General features: G+C 35.8%; 18 protein-coding genes and 1 tRNA gene. 18 read left to right on the forward strand and 1 reads right to left on the reverse strand.

Annotated elements, in window-relative coordinates:
* Positions 1-69: 69 nt before the first annotated feature.
* Positions 70-489, forward strand: a complete 420-nt coding sequence (locus tag RNZ41_RS04710) for an HIT family protein (RefSeq protein ID WP_314027714.1) — start codon at positions 70-72, stop codon at positions 487-489.
* Positions 490-529: 40 nt separating this feature from the next.
* On the opposite strand, the gene modA is transcribed toward RNZ41_RS04710, so the two are convergent.
* Positions 530-1,471: a molybdate ABC transporter substrate-binding protein gene (modA, locus tag RNZ41_RS04715; protein ID WP_313421320.1), complete on the reverse strand. Its 942-nt coding sequence runs from the start codon at positions 1,469-1,471 to the stop codon at positions 530-532.
* A gap of 241 nt (positions 1,472-1,712) precedes the next feature.
* Between modA and RNZ41_RS04720 the strand changes: the two genes are divergently transcribed.
* The 17 genes from RNZ41_RS04720 to RNZ41_RS04800 all read left to right on the forward strand — a co-directional run bounded on the left by RNZ41_RS04720 (position 1,713) and on the right by RNZ41_RS04800 (position 20,225).
* Positions 1,713-1,799 (forward strand) — tRNA-Leu (locus RNZ41_RS04720).
* Between the two features lie 332 nt (positions 1,800-2,131).
* The gene (locus RNZ41_RS04725; protein ID WP_314027715.1) at positions 2,132-3,247 is read left to right on the forward strand and encodes a polysaccharide biosynthesis/export family protein; all 1,116 of its coding nucleotides are present in this window, start codon (positions 2,132-2,134) and stop codon (positions 3,245-3,247) included.
* 16 nt (positions 3,248-3,263) lie between these two features.
* Positions 3,264-3,695, forward strand: coding sequence for a low molecular weight protein-tyrosine-phosphatase (locus tag RNZ41_RS04730; RefSeq protein ID WP_314027716.1), 432 nt, complete (start codon positions 3,264-3,266; stop codon positions 3,693-3,695).
* A gap of 100 nt (positions 3,696-3,795) precedes the next feature.
* Positions 3,796-5,964 (forward strand): polysaccharide biosynthesis tyrosine autokinase, encoded by a 2,169-nt coding sequence (locus tag RNZ41_RS04735; RefSeq protein ID WP_314027717.1) that lies wholly within the window; start codon positions 3,796-3,798, stop codon positions 5,962-5,964.
* A gap of 44 nt (positions 5,965-6,008) precedes the next feature.
* Positions 6,009-7,961: a polysaccharide biosynthesis protein gene (locus RNZ41_RS04740; RefSeq protein WP_314027718.1), complete on the forward strand. Its 1,953-nt coding sequence runs from the start codon at positions 6,009-6,011 to the stop codon at positions 7,959-7,961.
* A gap of 19 nt (positions 7,962-7,980) precedes the next feature.
* Positions 7,981-9,255 (forward strand): Vi polysaccharide biosynthesis UDP-N-acetylglucosamine C-6 dehydrogenase TviB, encoded by a 1,275-nt coding sequence (gene tviB, locus RNZ41_RS04745; protein WP_314027719.1) that lies wholly within the window; start codon positions 7,981-7,983, stop codon positions 9,253-9,255.
* A 29-nt stretch (positions 9,256-9,284) separates the two neighbouring features.
* Entirely contained in the window at positions 9,285-10,316 is a 1,032-nt protein-coding gene (locus tag RNZ41_RS04750; RefSeq protein WP_409950698.1) for an NAD-dependent epimerase/dehydratase family protein, read from the forward strand.
* A 1-nt stretch (position 10,317) separates the two neighbouring features.
* Entirely contained in the window at positions 10,318-11,376 is a 1,059-nt protein-coding gene (gene rfbB / locus RNZ41_RS04755) for a dTDP-glucose 4,6-dehydratase (protein WP_314027720.1), read from the forward strand.
* A gap of 32 nt (positions 11,377-11,408) precedes the next feature.
* A complete protein-coding gene (gene rfbD / locus RNZ41_RS04760; RefSeq protein WP_314027721.1) occupies positions 11,409-12,323 on the forward strand; it encodes a dTDP-4-dehydrorhamnose reductase in 915 nt (304 codons plus the stop codon).
* Between the two features lie 2 nt (positions 12,324-12,325).
* Entirely contained in the window at positions 12,326-13,222 is an 897-nt protein-coding gene (gene rfbA / locus RNZ41_RS04765; protein WP_314027722.1) for a glucose-1-phosphate thymidylyltransferase RfbA, read from the forward strand.
* Positions 13,223-13,231: 9 nt separating this feature from the next.
* Entirely contained in the window at positions 13,232-13,792 is a 561-nt protein-coding gene (gene rfbC / locus RNZ41_RS04770) for a dTDP-4-dehydrorhamnose 3,5-epimerase (RefSeq protein WP_314027723.1), read from the forward strand.
* Positions 13,793-13,841: 49 nt separating this feature from the next.
* Complete coding sequence (locus tag RNZ41_RS04775) at positions 13,842-15,131, forward strand: flippase (protein ID WP_314027724.1); 1,290 nt, start codon at positions 13,842-13,844, stop codon at positions 15,129-15,131.
* Positions 15,132-15,138: 7 nt separating this feature from the next.
* The gene (gene glf, locus RNZ41_RS04780; RefSeq protein ID WP_065252757.1) at positions 15,139-16,239 is read left to right on the forward strand and encodes a UDP-galactopyranose mutase; all 1,101 of its coding nucleotides are present in this window, start codon (positions 15,139-15,141) and stop codon (positions 16,237-16,239) included.
* A gap of 12 nt (positions 16,240-16,251) precedes the next feature.
* Entirely contained in the window at positions 16,252-17,148 is an 897-nt protein-coding gene (locus RNZ41_RS04785; protein ID WP_314027725.1) for a glycosyltransferase family 2 protein, read from the forward strand.
* Between the two features lie 71 nt (positions 17,149-17,219).
* On the forward strand, positions 17,220-18,173 hold the full coding sequence (locus RNZ41_RS04790; RefSeq protein WP_314027726.1) for a glycosyltransferase family 2 protein: 954 nt from the start codon (positions 17,220-17,222) through the stop codon (positions 18,171-18,173).
* Between the two features lie 4 nt (positions 18,174-18,177).
* Entirely contained in the window at positions 18,178-19,146 is a 969-nt protein-coding gene (locus RNZ41_RS04795) for a glycosyltransferase family 2 protein (protein ID WP_314027727.1), read from the forward strand.
* On the forward strand, positions 19,143-20,225 hold the full coding sequence (locus RNZ41_RS04800; RefSeq protein ID WP_309595115.1) for a glycosyltransferase family 4 protein: 1,083 nt from the start codon (positions 19,143-19,145) through the stop codon (positions 20,223-20,225). The genes RNZ41_RS04795 and RNZ41_RS04800 overlap by 4 nt, the downstream gene beginning before the upstream one ends.
* Position 20,226: the final 1 nt, after the last annotated feature.

Here is a 20,226-nt window from a genome sequence, read left to right on the forward strand (position 1 = left end):
CTAATTGCTAAGGCTTTTTTCTTAGTCTTGTTTCTTAGCCCCATTTAAACAGTAAAAGGAATGTAATCAATGCCGTATGACACTCAAAATATTTTTGCCAAAATTCTTCGTGGTGAGATTCCTAGCCATAAAGTTTATGAAGATGACAAAACGCTTGCCTTCATGGATATCATGCCGATGGCAGAAGGGCATGTTTTAGTGATTCCAAAATGTGAGGCCGTTGAATTGTCGGATATGCCAGCAGATTACATTGCGGCAGTGTTTAGCACCGCGCAAAAAGTCATGGCAGCGCAGCGCAAGGTATTTAATCGCCAAGGTATTGTGCAGATGCAGTTAAATAATGCTGAGGCAGGACAATCGGTATTTCATTACCACGTTCATTTGATTCCAAGCAGTATTTATCATCTTGGATTGCATGAAAATCGTCAAGGCGATCATGAGCGTCTAGCAGCGCTGGCTAATCAATTAAAATCAGCGATTGCAAATTAATTCGCGACTTGCAAGTAGCGGATAATTAACACCCAACCCCCTATTTGCAAGCAGGTAAGATAGTTGTCGAGGTACAAATCGGTAAAAACCCCGCATCGGTTAAAACATCTTGTGCTTTTACCGACTTTAGATAATCCACAAAAATTTGACTGGTGTCAGGTTGATTCAAAATAATGCCATCTTGCAGAATTGGCGGATAACTATTTTTAGGCAGTATCAAGTAGTTATTGCTTAGTGTATTCACATTTTGCAGGGCAATGTTATTGGGTTTATTCAATACTTGCGAGAGGCTTACAAATCCAAAATCTGCTTTCCCACTATCCGTTAACGCAAAAGTTTCATCTAGGGTATTGGTATAAATAATCTTGGGCTTGATATTATTATAAAGGTTTTGATTGACCAACCAGGCTTCTGCTGCCACCCCATAAGCTAAATTCTCTGGATTGGCTATCGCTAAACTAAAGGGTTTATTGTCGAGCATCAACTGATCGAGCGTGGTAGTAGGGCTAATGTCCATAGGGTATTTATGACTATAAAGCACTAACTGACCACGGGTATAAGTAAAAGGCGAAGATTTAACGCCCTTAACATTGGCAAGCATTCGCTTTGGGTAAGTCTGGTTACCCGATAAATAAATATCAAAGTTTTGTGGATTGGCATTTACCGTATTATAAAGCGCAGTATTAGGCGCAAAAGTAATTTGAATCTTTATATTCGGGTAATTATGGTTAAAATCTGATACCAAAATAGGCAATACCATGCGAAGATTGGAAAAAGCGGCAATACGTAGAGTTTCAGTCGCTTTGGGTGAAGAGGCAACAGGCGCATTGGTTGAAATAGCTTTGGCAGGTTCTTTGCGAGATTGGTTATTGGCCGCCGTTGAATTTTGATTGTTATTTGAAGAATTACAACCCGCCATTAATGCTGTGACAATAAATAGCATCCTATTGAAAAAGTTCGAGGCAGGTTGATTAAAAGTCATAAATTAACAAATTTTACCCTAGTTTTAGCGATATTATGATTAAGTGGCGGGCAAGAATACTATACAAAGTAGTAAGTAAGTGTGTAAAAAACGTATCGATTTTATTGAAAAATTATTTTTTACGTATTTCTCATTCTGAGGGAAAAATAATTGAAAAAGTTGTTGCAAAAAAAAATAAAGTTGCTAAAATACCACCCCACATAGCCGATTAGAGATAAGCTAAAAAGCTATAGCCATCCATGCCAGTGTGGTGAAATTGGTAGACACGACGGATTCAAAATCCGTTGCCTTTAAAAGCGTGTCGGTTCGAGTCCGACCACTGGTACCAAATTAAAGCTCCTGATAACAGGGGCTTTTTTTTTGAACGAAAGTTTCTGCATAAAAAATTGCTGTACAAATCATTAAGATGTTATGTTTAATTGTTTATCAAGCAAATCTATAATGCTATAATGCTATAATGCTATAAGGGATTACATGTTATTCAGTTGCAGTACTAATACTTTTGTTAGAGGCTAATAAAAATAATTAATTGGTGATGACGGTCAGATCGCTTACTTAAATTTACAAAATTTACAAGCGTGTAGCATTCAACTTTGATTACAATTACGCACTATATTGGTTTACTGTTAGATTTTGCCTTTTATCTTACGAGATTGTCACATGTTAGCAAAGCTCATAAAACTATCGCCTTTATTATTAGTTATATCTATTAGCGCCTGTAGTTCTAAAACCGCTATTACTAGTGGAATGTATTCGGGTAAACTGCCAGAAGTCTTGACGCCAGATCAACCTGTTTCATTTGTTGCAGATAATGGTATACGATTTAATGTGGCTGAGTTAACTGTAAACAATATACCTGCTCCTGATATTTTTGCTAAAAGAACGGTTTCTTTTCCTCCATTGACAAGAGGCGGGGGTGTATATAATCGTATTGCTAAAGGAGATGTATTAGGAATTAATCTTCCAGGATATCCTGAAGTTGTCGGTACTAGTTCAGCAGCAGGTAATAGCATTTACGGTAATGGCTTTTTAGTTGATCAAAGCGGTTATATTCAATTTCCAATGATAGGACGAATAAAGGCAGAGGGGCTTACAGTAGCTGAACTCACTAGTCAATTAACTATTCGTTTATCACGTTATCTTAAACATCCAGATCCACAAGTTCGTGTACTTTCCTACCGCGGTAATAAATTTTATGTTGATGGGCAAGTAAAATCGCCTGGGCAATATGACATTGCAGATCAGCCTATCAATCTTTATACCGCTATCAGTATGGCAGGTGGTACGAGTGAAAAATCTGATACAAATAATATCCAGCTGATTAGAGCTGGAAGAACCTATAACTTTGGTTTCAAGTCACTGCAAAATGCTGGGTATTCTCCTAACCAAGTGATAATTCGTAATGGTGATACAATCAAAATTGGTGATTTGACCGAAAATAAAATTACTGTCATGGGCGAGTTTAATAAAATCAGTAACATTGAAATTCCTGAAAACGGTATGAGTCTGGCGGGCGTCATAGGGGAGGCGAATGGATTAATTGGTACTACTGCAAATGCTAAAAAAGTTTACGTATTACGTGAAAATTCGTCGAATAATGCTAATATCTATTATGTTGATATGACTTCCCTAACAAATTTTTCTTTAGCAAATCGCTTTAAAATGCAGCCGGGTGATGTGGTGTATGTAGACCCAACTGGTTTAACACGCTGGAATCGTATTCTTAGTCAAATCCTTCCTTCAGCGGCATTACCTGGAGTTGTAAGACAATTTTAATAGCTAGGTTTTTATTATGTCATTTGAAAAAATTTTAGTTGTATGCGTCGGTAATATCTGCCGCAGCCCTATCGGTGAAGCGCTATTACAGAAACAACATCCCAATCTAATCGTTAAATCAGCGGGCTTAAGCGCACTAGTGGGCGAAGGGGCCGATGAAAAAGCCATTCAAGTTATGGATGAATGGAATATTGATATTCGTAGTCATCGCGCCCAGCAGCTTACCCAAGAATTGATGCAAACCTTTGATTTAGTACTGTGTATGTCCAAAGATCAAGAGAATTGGATGAAACAAAATTACTCAAGCCAACGTGGAAAAGTATATCGGATTGGTCATTGGATAAATGAAAATGTAGCCGATCCTTATAAACTGCCTATTGAGAAATTTTATGAAAGCCGCGCATTGCTCAATAAAGCCGTAGAAAGCTGGAAGGATAAATTAGCGTAAATTCTGACGCTAGCCAGTTTTTCGAAATTATAAGAAAGATTTATTTATTCTGTAACAATTAAAGTGTATTTTATCGTAGTTTAGCATCAAGTGAGTAAGCATGGATCAGAAAGTGAATGATGATGAAATTGATTTAAGAGCGTTAATCGCAGTTTTGTTAAATCATTGGAAATTAATTTTATCAATGCTGTTACTTGGTTTATTAGGCGGTCTCTATTATGCTCAATCGGCAACGCCAATCTATAAAACAAACTCATTGATCCAAGTTGACAAAAAATCTTCAGGCGTATCTGCTTTAGGGGAGGACGTTGTAGGTCTTCTAAACGCTCAAGATGGCTCTGCGCAAACAGAAGTAGAAATCATCAATTCTCGCATGATTCTGTGGCCTGTCATTAATCAATTGCGTTTAGATTTAACTGTCAATCAACTTCAAGACAGTTTTTTAGACAAATTACTCATCAAGAAAAGTGTTCTAGTTAGTCATACAGACAATGGTGTGGGTAACTTAAAGGTGGGGCTTTGGATAGCTGAATTTAATGTACCATTAGCTTATCAAAACAAGAATTTCGTGTTGACAGCAATTGACAGCCAAAATTTTAAACTGATTTCGCCTGATGGCGCTGAATTTACCGGTAAAGTTGCAACGGCATCGCGTTTTAAAACGAGTGCGGGTAATATAGATATTCAAGTCACCTCATTAGCCCCGGGTTATTCTTATAACTTGAGTAAACTTACACCAGCTAGGGCGATAGATAACCTTAGAGCAAATCTTGCGGTGGCTGAAAAAGGTACACAAACAGGCATTTTAGACGCTTCACTTACAGGCGCTAATCAAGATGAAATCACCCATACGTTAACGCGCATCGTTAAAATGTATGAAACGCAAAATCTTGATAAAAGTAGCGCGGAAACGACAAAAACTCTGGCATTTATGCAAGAGCAACTGCCTAAATTAAAAACAAAACTTGCCGAAGCGGAAGCAAAATTTAATAATTTCCGTGAGCAAAATGCGACAGTTGATATAGATAAAGAAGCGGAATTGGCGGTCACACAAAGAGCGACAATTGAAACTAATCTACGTGAGCTTGAGCTAAAACGAGCAGAATTATCCGAGCGTTACACGGATGAATACCCAGTATTAAAGCAATTAAATATGCAAATACAGGAGCTAAGAGACAAAGAAGAAGCGCTTAAACAAAATATTACGCGTATTCCAGAGGTTCAGCGGCAATTTTTGGAATTATCAAGTGATGTTAAGATTAGCAATGAGATTTATTTAAATATGCTCAAAAATTATGAGCAGCTTCAAATTGTCAAATCTGGACAGCTTGGCAATGTACGCATCATCGATTTACCCATTAACACCTATGAACCAATTGCCCCTAAAAAAGCGCAAATTGTTTTAATCGCGACCCTTTTAGGGTTAATGCTAGGCATCGGACTGGCCTTCTTAAAGTCATTGCTATTCGCGGGCGTGAAAAATTTGGAAGAATTAGAGAACAATACTGATGTTCCGGTGATTGGTGTCATTCCTCATTCGCCTCGATTAACGCGGTTGTTGAAAAGTAAATCAACTAAAATTCCTTTGGTTGAAAAAATTGAACCTGAAGGTATTGTTAGTGAAGGCTTTAAGTCCATTCGCACTCATTTATTGTTTAATGCAACAAAAACCGAGGGCAATACGTTGTTAGTGACCAGTGCAGGTCCTGGTATTGGTAAGTCATTTATTGCCGCCAACCTTGCCGTGGCAATGGCAATGACAGGCAAACGTGTCCTGTTAATTGATGCGGATGCTAGGTTAGGTCATCTGCAAGATCGATTTAATTTGCCAAATATCAATGGATTGGTTGATTATTTGGTTGATGATAAGATTGATGCGGCTAATAGCAGCTATATGATTCAAACCACACTATACGAAAATCTGCATTTTATACCTAGGGGCAAAGGCCATAGCCACGCTTCAGAATTATTATTAAATGGAAAAATGAAAGCGCTTCTAGATTTTTATCGTCAGTTCTATGATTACATCATTATCGATACGTCACCTGTAATGGGCACTTCAGATGCGCTATCGATAGGGCAGTTGGTGGATTCAGTCTTATTTGTCGTAAGATATGAGGTATCAAACCTAAAACAGGTAAATTATGCAATCGAAAAACTACAACGTGCGAATGTGAAAGTAGAAGGAATTATTTTCAATGATGCTAAGCAGTCTTTAATTGGCGCTTATAATTATCACTATGGTTATGAATATAAATCAAAAAATTAACGATATAAAGATAAATCATAGCCATATCATTTACTAGGTTTTATATGAGTAATACAACCAACGCTACTAAAGCGCCTTTAGCTTTTACCGTATTATCTAATGCGATTGAGCAGCCTCGCTGGCTAAAAGTAGTAAGTCTGTTTGTGATAGATTATATTGCATCTATTATTACTTTGATTTTAGCGATTGCCCTAAGGTATGCGAAATTTGACTTTCATACCAATATCTTGTCAATTATGCTACTTGGCGCTTTACCTGTTATCTTTTTAGCGGCTACTAAGTTTTACTCGCATGTTATCCGCGTTTTTCAAGATGAGAGTATGCGCTGGGCGCTCGTAGTTTTGCTAGGTTATCTATTAATTAGTCAAATACTGATTTTTTTAGGGGTAACGCCTGATATCCCTAGAGCAGCGACCGCTATCCATGTTTTCTTACTTTATTTATGGATATGGAATAGCCGTATTGTTTTGCAATTTTTTATTTCAAGAACCTTGCATCCTGAATTTTATACACAAAAAAAAGAAAATGTATTAATTTACGGTGTGGGTCACATCACCAAAGATTTGATGCATGTACTGCATCAAACTCACCAATTTAAAATAGTTGGGATTATCGATGTCAATGATAATTTCATTGGTGCTAGGGTATTAGGGGTTAAAGTCTACCCTAAAGATAACCTTGAGTCTTTAATTACAGAATTAGAAGTTAATCATGTGTTTTTTGTATTACCTAGTCATCAGCGTCATATCCAAGAGCGTATTGTCAAGCAATTAGAAAACGTACCAGTTAAAATTAGTGAAATTCCAAGTTTGGAAGAAATCACCAGTGGTCGAATTAAATTATCAGATATTAAACCTGTCGATGTGCTAGATGTGCTACAACGAAATACGGTTAAACCGGACACATCGCTGCTTGCCAAAAATATCAAAGATAAAGTTGTGATGGTCACAGGAGCGGGCGGTTCAATTGGTAGTGAATTATGTCGCCAAATATTAAAGCAGCAACCAAAAGCCTTGGTATTACTTGAACTGTCGGAATATGCACTTTATGCCATACATGGTGAACTACAAAAACTTGCCAAAAATATACAGCAGGAAAGACAACTACCAACTGTGACGCCGCTCTATGTTCATCTAGGCAGTGTTACCAATCAAAAACTTATTGAACTGCTATGCAACCAGTACGACGTTCAAACCATCTACCATGCAGCCGCTTATAAACATGTCCCTATCGTCGAAAGTAACGAATACGAGGGTGTAATCAATAATTTTGTTGGCACTTACAATACTTTAAAAGGCGCAGTCAGTGCGGGTGTAGAAACCTTTGTTGCGATTTCAACGGACAAAGCCGTTAGACCAACTAATGTCATGGGTGCGACCAAACGTATGGCAGAGTTGGCGTGTCAAGCGATGGCTGCAGACCAATCAACAACCACTATCAGTATGGTTAGATTTGGTAACGTATTAGGGTCATCGGGTTCTGTCGTACCGCTGTTTAATAAGCAAATTGCAGCTGGCGGGCCTATCACCCTGACGCATCCAGATGTGACAAGGTATTTCATGACGATTCCTGAAGCAGCTCAGCTGGTTATCCAAGCAGGTGCGATGGCGCATGGTGGCGAAGTTTTTGTGCTTGATATGGGTGAGCCTGTTAAAATAATGGATCTTGCGAAACGCATGATTACGTTGAGTGGACTTAAAGTTAAAGACCAAAATAATCCGAATGGTGATATTGAAATTGTCATTGCGGGTTTACGCCCCGGTGAAAAATTGTATGAAGAGTTAATCATCGATGGGGATAATATAGAACTGACTAAGCATCCATTGATTATGCAGGCAAGAGAACATCAGTTTGATAAATCAAAAATTGAGAGCTTTAAGAATCAAGTTATTACGCAATATACAGCATCACAAGATACGCAATGGTTAAGAAGTCAATTTGACTATTTTGTTGAAGGTTACAAAGATAGACCAAAACATGAAAATAATACATCTTAAATCAGAATAAGGTAACTATATGAAGTTAGATGACTTAAAAATCGCGGTAATTGGTCTGGGCTATGTTGGTTTGCCATTAGCCGTGGAGTTTGGTAAAAAAGTTAATACGTTGGGATTTGATATTAATGAGGTTCGTATTAATGAGCTTAAATCTGGTCAGGATCATACCCTTGAAGTTTCTCCAGAGGAATTGGCCCAAGCCAAGTATTTGCAATTTTCGGCAAGTCTTGATGAACTCGTGGCGAGTAACTTTTATATTGTCACGGTGCCAACACCGATTGACGAATATAATCAACCTGACTTGACTCCTTTAATTAAAGCATCTACGTCAATTGGTAAAGTGCTCAAGAAAGACGATATTGTGGTATATGAATCTACAGTTTATCCGGGGGCCACGGAAGAGGTGTGTGTACCGATTCTTGAAGAAGTATCGGGACTTGTCTTTAATAAGGATTTCTTTGTCGGATATAGTCCTGAGCGTATTAACCCGGGTGATAAAGAGCACCGTGTTAATAATATTTTGAAAATTACATCGGGTTCGACACAGCCCATAGCAGATTATATTGATGATGTTTATCGATTAATCATTGATGCAGGTACGCATAAGGCATCAAGTATTAAAGTCGCTGAAGCTGCTAAAGTCATTGAGAATACTCAACGAGACGTGAATATTGCGCTTATCAATGAGCTTGCGTTAATTTTTAATAAAATGGGCATAGATACAGAGGATGTGCTAAAAGCTGCTGGGACAAAATGGAACTTTTTACCATTTCGTCCTGGATTAGTGGGCGGACACTGTATTGGCGTTGATCCTTATTATTTAACTTATAAAGCCCAAGCCATTGGTTATCATCCAGAAATTATCTTGGCGGGTCGCCGTCTCAACGATAATATGGCAAGTTATGTAGCAACGAACTTGGTCAAGGCAATGATCCAAAAAGACATTAAGATTAAAGATGCTAATATATTGATATTGGGATTGACCTTTAAAGAAAACTGTCCAGATATTCGTAATACAAAAGTAGTAGACATGGTTAAAGAATTAAAAGATTATAAAGCGAATGTCGATGTGTATGACCCTTGGATCAATGAGACTGAATCACAGCATGAGTATGGTATTATCCCGGTTAGCGAGCTTGTTGAGCAGAAGTATGATGCGATTGTACTAGCAGTAGCGCATCATCAATTCAAAGAATTAGGGGCGGATAATATTCGTAAGCTAGGCAAGAAAGATGTCGTTATCTATGACTTAAAATATGTTTTAGATAAGCAGAATGTGGATATCCGTCTTTAAATCCTTTGCTAGCTAATAGGTAAACTATCATGACGTATGAACAAGTAAAAGACCAATTATTACAGTCACCCAAAGTATGGTTAATCACGGGCGTTGCAGGATTTATTGGTTCTAATTTATTAGAGACTTTATTAAGACTCAACCAACAAGTGGTTGGTTTGGACAACTTTGCGACAGGTTATCAAAAAAATTTAGATGAAGTGCAAAGCCTTGTTACACCAGAACAATGGCAAAATTTTCACTTTATCGAAGGTGATATTCGTGACTTTGACACCTGTACCAAGGCTTGCACAGAGGTGGATTATGTACTGCACCAAGCTGCTCTCGGCTCGGTACCACGCTCGATCAATGACCCGATTACTACCAATAGTGTAAATATTTCGGGGTTTCTTAATATGCTGACTGCAGCACGTGATGCCAATGTCAAAAGCTTTACCTATGCCGCAAGTAGCTCTACCTATGGTGACCATCCTGCCTTGCCGAAGGTGGAGGAAAATATTGGCAAACCGTTATCACCTTATGCGGTGACCAAGTACGTCAATGAGCTTTATGCAGATGTGTTCGCTCGTACGTATGGCTTTAGGGTGATTGGATTACGATATTTTAATGTCTTTGGTCCACGCCAAGATCCGAATGGGGCGTATGCTGCAGTGATTCCAAAGTGGACGGCAGCGATGATTGCCGGTGATGATGTGTTCATTAATGGGGATGGCGAGACAAGCCGAGATTTTTGTTTTATCGATAATACAGTGCAAGCCAATATTTTGGCGGCGACAACACAGGATGATGATGCCAAAAATCAAGTGTATAACGTAGCAGTGGGTGACAGAACAACGCTTAATAATTTATTTGATGCCATTAAAATTGCATTGAATGAAAATGGAATGCCATATAACAAAGAGCCTGTATATCGCGATTTTCGCGCTGGGGATGTACGGCATAGCCAAGCGGATATTTCTAAAATTTTTACACTATTGGGATATCAACCTATGTATCGTATTGCACAGGGTATCAGTATTGCGATGCCTTGGTATTGCCATAATAAGAAAATGGAGATCTAAGATGAATATATTAGTGACAGGTGGTGCAGGGTTTATTGGGTCAGCGGTTATTCGCTATTTAATCAATGAAACTAACAATAACGTCTTAAATGTTGATAAATTGACCTATGCAGGCAACTTAGAATCTCTTGACACTATCAGTAACAATTCACGCTATCAATTTTTGCAAGCTGATATCTGTGATAAAGTAGCTATGACCAAGGCGTTTGCTGACTTTGAGCCCGATATTGTCATGCACTTAGCTGCCGAATCACACGTTGACCGCTCGATTGATGGCCCGATGGATTTTATTCACACCAATATTTTGGGCACTTATACGCTACTAGAAGTCGCCAGAGTCTATTATCAAGGCCTATCTGATGATAAAAAGCACAGTTTTAAGTTTCATCATATTTCGACTGATGAAGTGTATGGCGACTTAGAAGGTACAGACGATTTATTTACTGAATCCACGCCTTATAGCCCAAGTTCACCCTATTCAGCCAGTAAGGCAAGTTCAGATCATTTGGTACGGGCTTGGCATCGTACTTATGGGTTGCCCGTAGTCGTCACTAATTGCTCAAATAATTACGGCCCTTATCATTTTCCCGAAAAACTGATTCCCTTGGTGATTTTAAATGCCTTAGATGGCAAGCCGTTACCAGTATATGGTGATGGCAAGCAAATTCGTGATTGGCTTTATGTTGAAGATCATGCCAGAGCTTTATATCTTGTTGCCACAACCGCTAAAGTTGGTGAAACTTACAATATCGGTGGCCATAACGAAAAACAGAATATTGAAGTTGTTAAAAAAATCTGTCAAATTCTTGATGATTTAAAGCCCCGTGAAGATGGTGACAAGTACGAGTCGTTAATCACGTTTGTTAAAGACCGCCCTGGACATGATTTACGCTATGCCATTGATGCCAGAAAAATTCAGCAAGAACTCAATTGGCAACCGCAAGAAACATTCGAATCTGGAATACAAAAGACAGTTGAATGGTATTTATCAAACCAAGGCTGGGTTAATCATGTAAAATCTGGTAAGTATCAACACTGGGTCGAAAAACAATACCAATAGTAAGATTAAATTCGATATAAAGGTAAGTGAAGATGAAAATCTTATTGTTAGGTAAAAATGGTCAGGTTGGTTGGGAGCTACAGCGTGCTTTACAGCCATTGGGTGAAGTGATTGCATTAGACCGTCATATCAATAACCAAGGTGATTGTGGCGATGTCAGTAATTTTGAGCAAATCAATCAAACAATTGCCCGCACACAGCCCAATATTGTTATCAATGCGGCGGCTTATACCGCTGTTGATAAAGCAGAAAGTGAGCGACTGCAAAATGACTTAATCAACCATTTAGCCGTTAAAAATTTGGCAGAGCAGTGCCAACAGATAGATGCCTTATTGGTGCATTATTCAACCGATTATGTATTTGACGGTACAGGTGATGCAGCGTTGCAAGAAGATGATAACACCGCGCCAGTCAATAGCTATGGTCAAGCAAAAAGAGATGGCGAAATTGCCATTGAAAAAACGGGTGTAAAATTTTTAAATTTTCGTACCTCTTGGGTTTATGCCAGTCGCGGCAAAAACTTTATCAAAACTATGCTCATGTTAGCAAAATCTAAAGAACAGTTAACAATCATTAATGATCAAGTTGGTACGCCGACATCTGCATCATTAATTGCCGATGTTACCGCTCAAGCGTTACGCTACTATTTGTTGGCAAACGATGCAGAAAAAATACAATTGCTAGGGCATTATCATCTTGTACCGACAGGTGTCACGACTTGGTATGAATATGCCCAGTTCATTTTTGATTTGGCCAAAAAACGGGGTGAAACTTTAATGATAAAAGAGGTCTTACCAACGACCACCGATAATTATCCCACACCCGCAAAACGACCCTTAAACTCTCGACTTAACAACCAAAAAATTCAGACCAATTTTCAACTACACTTACCCGAATGGCAACAAGGCGTTGAACAGACGGTGATAGAACTATTAGAGAGGGCATAAAAATGACACAAAAATCTCGTAAAGGTATTATTTTGGCAGGTGGTTCAGGCACTCGGTTGTACCCGATTACTATGGGAACATCCAAACAGCTTTTACCTATTTATGATAAACCGATGATTTATTATCCGTTGTCAGTGTTAATGCTGGCGGGTGTCAGAGAGATTTTAATTATCTCGACTCCCGAAGACTTGCCTAATTTTGAAAAATTACTGGGTGGTGGCAAAGAAATTGGGATTAAATTATCTTACAAAGTACAACCCTCACCTGATGGTTTAGCACAAGCCTTTATTTTGGGTGAAGAGTTTATCAGCGATGATGATGTTTGTTTGATTTTGGGTGATAATATCTATTATGGTCAAGGTTTTAGTGAAAAGTTAAAACGTGCGAGTGGGCAACAAGCAGGCGCAACGGTTTTTGGTTATTATGTCAATGACCCAGAGCGCTTTGGCGTGGTGGAATTTGATAACTCAGGTAAAGCGTTAAGCATTGAAGAAAAACCCGAGAAGCCTAAGTCCAATTATGCGGTAACAGGACTGTACTTCTATGATAACCGAGTAGTTGAGATCGCCAAAAATATCAAGCCTTCACACCGTGGTGAGTTAGAAATCACCGATGTTAATAATGTGTATTTGCAACAAGGTGGGCTTAATGTTGAGTTGCTAGGTCGCGGCTTTGCTTGGCTCGATACAGGCACGCATGACTCTTTGATTGAGGCGAGCCAGTTTGTGCAAACCATTGAACATCGCCAAGGTCTTAAGGTAGCTTGTCTTGAAGAAATCGCCTTTAATAATGGTTGGATTTCAACAGAGCAACTTAAGGAACGTGGCGAGTTTTTCAAAAAAACAGGGTACGGGCAATATTTGCTAAAGCTGTATCAAGAAAAAACGACAAAAAATTAGAGTATAGCAATGAACATTATCGAAACCAAAATCCATGGTTTATTAATTATTGAGCCCAAAGTCTTTAGCGATGAACGTGGTTGGTTTATGGAAAGCTTTAATGAGCAAAAATTTGCCGAAGCTTTGACAGAGCGTGGGTTACCCGTGCCAAAATTTGTACAAGATAATCACTCAATGTCAAAAAAAGGCGTATTACGTGGGCTGCACTTCCAAATCCCACCCCATGCACAAGGCAAACTTGTACGCGTGGTTCAAGGTAAAGCATGGGATGTTGCCGTAGATATCCGTAAAGAATCACCTACCTATGGACACTGGGTAGGGGTGGAACTTAGTGGTGACAATCATAAACAGTTTTGGATACCGGAAGGTTTTGCTCATGGGTTTGTCGCTTTAGAAAATAACACTCAGTTTCTTTATAAAACCACTGATTATTATGCCAAAGAGTTTGAAAGGGCGATTGTGTGGGATGACAGAACCTTAAATATCCAATGGCTAACTAATGAACTGGATGAAGTTCTCGTTTCGGATAAAGATAAAATTGCTGATAATTTCAAATTGTCGGGAAGATAAATATGGTCGGACTGAAAATTAATCATCTAAATTTCATAGCGAATGAGTAATGTCAAAAAAAATATTTAAAAACGCAAGTTATTTGGGAATTGTTCAACTGGTTAATTATGTTTTCCCTTTGATTACTGTGCCTTATGTGTCTAGGATAATAGGACCTGAAGGATACGGTATTATTAACTATGCGACAACCTTCGTTGGATATTTTTCATTACTTATTGCCTATGGCTTTGATTTGACAGGTACTAGAAGAATTGTCAAGCACCTAGAACAGCCATCGCAAATCAGTCAGATTGTATCTGAGATTTTGACAGCTAGAATATTGCTTTTTATTATATCGATATTTCTATTTATATTGGCTTTAATATACTTCAAACCAATTCAAGATGATATTGGCGTTGCAGTTATCCTATTCATTGGATGTATTGCAACCGTGATTTCACCACAGTTTATTTTTCAAGCCTTTGAGGAACTTACAATTTTTGCGAAGTTAAATTTTTTCCGTGGGCTTCTTAATATTGTTTTGGTATTTTTACTCGTTAAGGAAGCTAAAGATTATACTATATTGGCTATATTATCGAGCATATTTATGATAGCAATTAATAGTCTATTATGTTGGTTGACTATTCGTAAGTTTGGCATAAGCTATAACCTAGTGAAATTACAACGAGCTATTAAGCTACTTAATGAAGAAAAAATGGTTTTTTTTTCAACCGTTGTGATTAGCTTATATACGACCACAAATGTTATTATTTTAGGCTGGTTTGCTAGTAAAGCAGAAGTCGGTTACTATACAGTTAGTCAAACTTTGTTAGGCATGGCAGTAAGTGTTATATCTGCCCCAATTTCTTTAGCAATTTATCCACATATTGGTAAGTCTTTTGCCATCTCTCGAGAACACGGGATAGAAACGGTAAAGCAAATATTACCTATCGTTTTTTATATTACATTTGGGGTTTCTTTGGTGTTGTTGCTATTTGCTCCTATAGTAATACACTTATTGTACGGTAAGGCATTTGATAATGCGATTGCTGTGATGCAAATATTGTCTTTTCAACCTTTGATTATTGGAATGTCTAATGTTTTCGGTATTCAAGTAATGTTAAACATGGGATTAGATAAACTATTCTTTCGTTCTACATTTATCGCTAGCGTTTTAGGGGTGATATTAAGTATTTATATGAGCAAATATTATAGCTATATAGGTACAGCATGGAATAGTGTCATTGTTGAATGTTTTGTCACGTTATTAATGTATACTGTGTTGAAAAGAAATAACATTCACATATTAGAGTTAAAATATTTTAAGCCCAAAGAAATTAAATCTTTTTTTGCTAAGTAGGTTAAGTATGAAAAAATATCTTATTGTTGGTGCAGGGTTTTCGGGTGCAGTCGTAGCCGAACAATTAAGTAAAAATCCAAATAATCAAATTTTAGTTATAGATGAGAGAAGTCATATCGGCGGTAACTGCTATACTGAGAGAGATACAGAAACCAACGTTATGGTTCATAAATACGGACCCCACATTTTTAATACTGATAATGTGGAAGTGTGGAATTATATACAACAGTTTTGCGAGATGAAGCCTTTTATTAATCGTGTAAAGTCGGTTTATAACGGTCAAGTTTATTCAATGCCAATCAATTTACATACGATTAATCAATTTTTTGGTAAAACGTTATCACCAAACGAAGCAAAAGATTTTATCAATCAGATAGCGGATACGAGTATCGACACGCCAGCCAATTTTGAAGAGCAGGCTATGAAGTTTATTGGTAAAGATTTATATGAAGCATTTTTTTATGGTTATACCAAAAAGCAATGGGGATGTGAACCTACCGAATTACCAGCGAGTATTTTAAAAAGACTACCTGTCCGTTTCAACTATAATGATAATTACTATGCAAATCCTTACCAAGGCATTCCTAAAGATGGTTACACGGCTATCTTTGAGCGGATGTTAGACGCACCGAATATAGAGATTAGATTAGATACCAAGTTCGATAATACTTGGGATTTGTCAGAATATGACCATGTCTTTTATACAGGTCCAATTGATGCTTTTTTTGATTATAAGCATGGCAAGTTGTCATATAGAACAGTATATTTTGATAAAGGGGTTACAGATGGCGATTATCAAGGTAATGCTGTGATTAATTATGCTGACCCTGATATCCCATATACTCGTGTTCATGAACATAAACATTTTACGCCTTGGGAGAGTCATGATAAGACGGTGTATTTTAAAGAGTATAGTAAAGAGACAACTGAGAATGATGTACCTTATTATCCTAAGCGATTAGCTAAAGATATGGAGAAGTTAGCTCTGTACGAAGCAGAAGTTAAAAAGTTAGAGAAAATCACTTTTTTAGGTAGATTGGCAACCTATCGTTATATGGATATGCATCATGTGATTGCTGAAGCTTTGGATCTAGCGAAAAATATTTAAGGAAAACTTAATATGGAAAAAATCTGTTGTGTAATAGTGACTTTTAATAGATTATCACTACTTAAAGAATGTATACAAGCTGTGTTAAATCAAACAAGGTCTATAGATAAAATTATCATAGTGGATAATGGTTCTTCAGATGGTACTAAAGAATACCTATCTAATCTCAAAGGTGAAAATATTCAAATCATATATCAAGAAAATTTAGGTGGAGCAGGAGGTTTCCATACTGGACTCAAAGCAGCTTATGAGCAAGAATATGATTGGATTTGGTTAATGGATGATGATGTTGAGGTTGCATCAGATTGTTTAGAAAATCTTTTAAAATATTCAAATATATCAAAATGTTTACATCCAAACAAATATTATATTGATAATGTCAACTTTAAATGGGAACAGTGGTATGATCCATTTAGAGGAGTTACTTATTCTTTACATAATACATCATTCAAAAATAATAAAGACATATGTTTTGTAAATGTTGGGTGTTTTGAGGGTATGTTAATCTCTAGAGAAATAGTAAATAAAATTGGATTTCCCAATAAGAATTATTTTATTGTTGGTGACGATTTAGAATATGGATTTTTAGCAAGTAACTATACTAATGTTTCTTATGTAAAAAATGCCAAAATAATTAGAAAGAAGAAGTCATATGAAGAATTACCTTCTTTAAACGCAATGTATTATTCGATTCGTAATCGACATTTAATGAAAAATATACCAAATATAGCTAATTTAAATTTTAATACTAACTATGTGTATGAGTTATATACATTTAAAACATATATTGGTTTTATGAGATACATAATTAGGAGTGAGAAAAATATTAGTAATAAGTTTAAAAAATTAAAAATTATTACTAAAGGTTACAAAGATTATTTTTTTAAGGTAGTTGGCAAAATGTCTTAAAAATCCCGAAAATATTTTCGTTGTATTTTTTTTAAAAAACTTTCGAAAAATTTATTTAACAAGAGTTCTTTATGAGATTTAGTATTATTGTACCAGTTTACAATGTTGAAGACTATCTTGATACATGCTTAAAGTCAATTTTAGCACAAAGTTTTACTGACTATGAAGTTATAGTTGTTAACGATGGTTCGACTGACAGTTCAAAAAAAATCTGCGAGTATTATACTCATAAATATTCACACATTAAACTTATTGATAAAACTAATGGTGGATTATCAGATGCAAGAAACTACGGTATTGATAATGCCCAAGGGGAATATCTAATATTTTTAGATAGTGATGATTTCTGGAATTATGATCTTGCTCTAGAAGAAATAAATAAAATTATAAATCAAAATAAAGAATTAGATCTCATAATTTTTGGGCATACTCAATTTGATGATGGAGAAGTTAATATCAAAGAAACAGTTTTTCCAACATTACAAATCAAAAGTGGAGAATTTGAAGCTGATCTAGATTATCTGATTGAAAAGAAAATTTATAAAGCTGCTGCATGGGATAAAGTAGTTAAAAAGTCGATCTTAGTAAACAATCAAATTTATTTTCCTATTAATAAAATACATGAGGATGCAGTGTTCTTATCTTCATTGGTACTTAGATTAGATAACATTTATTTTTCTGATAAAAAAATTTATAACTATAGATATAATATGAATGGCAGCCTACTTTCAGCTTCTTCGAAGAATGTTCAGAAAAATATTAATAGCTATAAATTTATAATAAATTATTTTTATAATGAAATAAGAAACAATAATTTTTATTCTATATCTTATGTAATTTCATTACAAACTTATTTAGCATACTTAAAAGATAAAAAAGGTATTTTTGCAATGATAAAAGCATATTATGAGTTTTTTGATTATCATAAATATGTGAACAAAAAATTACTGTTAAATAGAGGCAATTTATTATTTTATAAATTTGGTGTTTTTTTTCTTATTTTTCTAAGTATTTTTAGGAAGTAATTATATGGTTAATTTAAGTTTAATTGTTCCTGTTTATAATGTGGAAAATTATATTATTGAATGCTTAAATTCAATTGTAAAGATTATTCCTAGTGATGGTTCAACTGAGGTAATTATTATTAACGATGGTAGTCCAGATAATTCTATTAATTTGATAGAAAATTATATCTTAAATTTAAATGATAATATAAAAAATAATTTTCATATTTTTAGTCAAGAGAATAGAGGTCTTAGTGGCGCTCGTAATACAGGAATAAATATTGCTAAAGGTCGATATTTAGCGTTTCTTGACTCTGATGATGTACTTCAAGGTGATTTTTTTAATGATATTTTGGCTATAATAAACAGACATAATCCGGATATTGTTGAGTTTAGAGCTTTTCGCTTTGATGATAAGGGAAATACATCAAATCCTTTCCCAAAATTGTTTGATGATGGTCTTTATAGTTTAGATCAAAAGATATGGGAAAAACTGTGTAATAGATCTGCATGGTTCTCATGTTTAAGAGTTTATAATAAAAATTTATTTGATGATATTAAATTTCCTGAAGGAAAGAACTATGAGGATGCTTATACTACGCCTTATATTTATTTAAAGGCAAAAAATATTTATTTTTGTAATAATGAATATTTAGGTTATAGAATTAATCCGAATGGAATTACTGCCACTAAATCTATAAAAAATATAAATGATATAGGGGGAGCTGCTGAGAAGCTAATAGGCTTTTTTAACTATAGGCCCGAATTGAGCTCAAGTTTTATATCTTTAGCGCAATACTATATAGCTAATAGCTATGAAACGGAGGGCTTTTTTGTAGCCAATAAGAGATGGAAAGTGTTAAAAGAGCAATTATATACATCATCATTTGATAAAAAATATATAGTAAATCGCGGGAATAAATTTTTTTTTCTATTTGGAATATATTTTATCAGTGCAATTTTTTATTCAAGAAAATTTGGTATTAAAAAATGAAAAAAATTTGTTTCCTTATTGGTAATTTAAACAACTCTGGCGGCACCGAAAGGGTAACAACACTAATCGCCAATGCATTAGCCCAAAAAGACTTTCAAGTATCTATTTTAAGTCTTGCGGATGGAAAGCAGCCTTTTTTTGAGCTAGCGCCGAGTATTAAGACATATTCACTTTATACCAAAAAAATTTCATTCAAAAAAAACTTTTTTGGTGCTGTATGGCGCATTCGAAAGTTTGTTACACAGCATCAGATAGATACTTTGGTAGTCGTAGATAGTATTTCCTGTATTTTTACAGTACCAGCCTTATTTGGGTTGAATATAAAGCATATCTGTTGGGAGCATTTTAATTTTAATGTCAATCTCGGAGTAAAGTATCGTGATATCGGACGCAAATGGGCAGCTAAATGTTGTGATAAGATAGTGGTTTTAACTAATAGAGATAAAGAACTATGGTTAGAGGGTATTAAGAAAAATAATATAAATTCAAAGTTAGTGACAATTCCAAATCCCAATCCTTATGAAAATACTAATATTGACCGTTATTCAACACGAGAAAAAGTTATAGTTGCTGCAGGTCGATTAACTGAGCAGAAAGGCTTTGACTTACTTATAAAAGCTTGGGCTAAAATATCAAATCACCATACTGAATGGGTATTAAAGATAATTGGAAGCGGAGAAGACAAAGAAAGCCTTGAATTGCTTGCTAAAAATGAAAATGTCGATTCAAGTGTTGAATTAATTCCTGCTACAAAAAACATAGAGATATTTTATAAACAAGCTTCAATATTTTGCTTAAGTTCTCGTTATGAAGGTTTTGGTATGGTAATTTTAGAAGCACAGGCTTTTGGTTTGCCTGTAGTAAGTTTCGAATGTGATTGTGGTCCTTCTGATCTAATTCAACATGGAAAAAATGGTTATTTAGTGCCAAGGGAAGACATTGATGCATTGAGTAAGAGTCTTTCTAAAATGATGTCTTTATCAAAAGATGATTATATTGAGTATTCATACAATGCATATTTGAATGCTAATAAATTTAATGTGAAAAATTTATTAAATCTTTGGCTTGAAATTGTGTAGG

Origin of the sequence: Moraxella sp. DOX410, from assembly GCF_032248735.1 — a bacterium.
In the GTDB taxonomy this organism is placed as follows: domain Bacteria; phylum Pseudomonadota; class Gammaproteobacteria; order Pseudomonadales; family Moraxellaceae; genus Faucicola; species Faucicola tetraodonis.